Source organism: Marinifilum fragile JCM 15579 (genome assembly GCF_001310955.1).
In the GTDB taxonomy this organism is placed as follows: Bacteria; Bacteroidota; Bacteroidia; order Bacteroidales; family Marinifilaceae; genus Marinifilum; species Marinifilum fragile.
In genome coordinates this window covers 1-1,643 of the sequence record NZ_BAZX01000068.1, presented here as the reverse complement: position 1 = coordinate 1,643, position 1,643 = coordinate 1, and the positions used below count along the sequence as shown (strand labels likewise).

Annotated in this window: 3 protein-coding genes; all 3 read left to right on the top strand. The window is 30.6% G+C overall.

The window, feature by feature from the left end:
* Positions 1 to 23: 23 nt before the first annotated feature.
* Positions 24 to 326: a glycosyltransferase gene (locus JCM15579_RS19905; protein ID WP_054723048.1), complete on the top strand. Its 303-nt coding sequence runs from the start codon at positions 24 to 26 to the stop codon at positions 324 to 326.
* A gap of 309 nt (positions 327 to 635) precedes the next feature.
* A complete protein-coding gene (locus tag JCM15579_RS19900; RefSeq protein WP_172677483.1) occupies positions 636 to 1,427 on the top strand; it encodes a glycosyltransferase in 792 nt (263 codons plus the stop codon).
* Positions 1,420 to 1,643: hypothetical protein (locus tag JCM15579_RS21095; RefSeq protein WP_218186263.1), on the top strand; the 224-nt coding region annotated here is incomplete at its 3' end. The genes JCM15579_RS19900 and JCM15579_RS21095, both read left to right, overlap by 8 nt.

Below are 1,643 nucleotides of genomic sequence, written 5' to 3'. Positions count from 1 at the left end.
AAAATATTTAAATCAGGCTGACATTGGTCTTTTTCAATCAACCTATCGAGGGTCTGGCACTTGCGTTATTGGAAATGATGAGTTGTGAATTACCAGTTGTTATTTCTGATATACCAGTTTTTAAAGAAATTACAGAAAAAGGCAATTGTGCAAAAATTACAAGTTTGCATAGAATTGAGGAAATATCAGAAAGTATTATTGAACTGGCAGGTGATAAAAAGCAAATGAAAGAATTAGGTAAGGAGGGAAGAAGAATAATTGCAGAGTATTTTTCACAAGAGAAAATGGTTTCGGCTTACGAAGAGTTGTATGAAAAAGCATTCTAAAATTCCCATTAATTTTTTCCAATGAAAAAGAAATTGTTACTTATTTCTCCCGGGCAATTTGGGTACCTTACCGATTATTATTATTACTGTAAATATTTAACACAGGATTTTTCGATTACATTTCTTTGTTTTAATGAGGGATTAAAAAAGAAAGTTCTTCCCGGTGTTCGAATAAAGTATGTGCCTCTTAAGGGAAATCGATTTTTGAGATATTTTAGATGGCTGAAGTATGTTATAAAAGAAGTAATTCATTCTGATTATCATATCATTTTTACTTATAGTTTTAAGTTTTGCTTCCTGGTTAAATTGTTGTCAGGAAATAAAACTGTGATTTTAGATTTCAGAACTGGATCTGTTAAGGAAAACCCACTAGTTAACTGGTTTCAAAATCGGCAGCTTCGATTTGAGTCTTATTTCTTTGATCACATTACGATTATATCTAGAGGATTGATTAAACATATTGCTATTAATCCTTCAAAATGCCATTACTTGCCTTTAGGAGCAGAAATATTACAGGATAGTAATTCTGGATACGACTCTATAAAACTATTGTATGTGGGTACGTTAAATCACAGAAAGTTGCATGAAACAGTTATTGGCTTTTCTAAATTTTATAGGAAATACAACGCTAAGATCGAATGTTTTTACAATATATTTGGATTTGGATCAATTCAAGAAGAAGAGTTGCTTCGCAAAACAATTCAAAACTTAAATCTTTCTGAGATTGTAAAATTTCATGGTCGTAAAAACTTCGATGAAATTCTGGACTATTACAGGGAGTCAAATATAGGTGTATGTTATATCCCAATTACACCATATTTTAATTTTCAGCCACCAACAAAAACTTTTGAATATATTCTGGCCGGAATGGTTTGCATTGGCACAGCTACTTATGAAAATTCCAATTTAATAAATGAAGATAATGGTATTTTATGCCTGGATACCTCCGATTCATTCTGTGATGCTCTGGAAAAATATTATCAGAATAGATCAAACTATAATCATGATTCAATTGTAAATTCATTAGACAATTACACCTGGAATAAAATCGTGAATAAAAATTTAAAACCCTATTTAAACGCATTTTTATCCGATGTTTAGGCTCTATATTCATTATTTATACTGGATTTTAATATTTGGTACTGGTATAGTACAACTCATAGGATTAGATTCTGGAATATACAAATTGGGAATTCCATTTCTTGCGGTATTATTATTGGTATACAGTTTTATTACTAAAGGAAATGAACTGAAATATCCTTTCGTATGGTGGTATGTTGGATTTATGGGAATATCGCTAATCAGTTTCTTTAATTA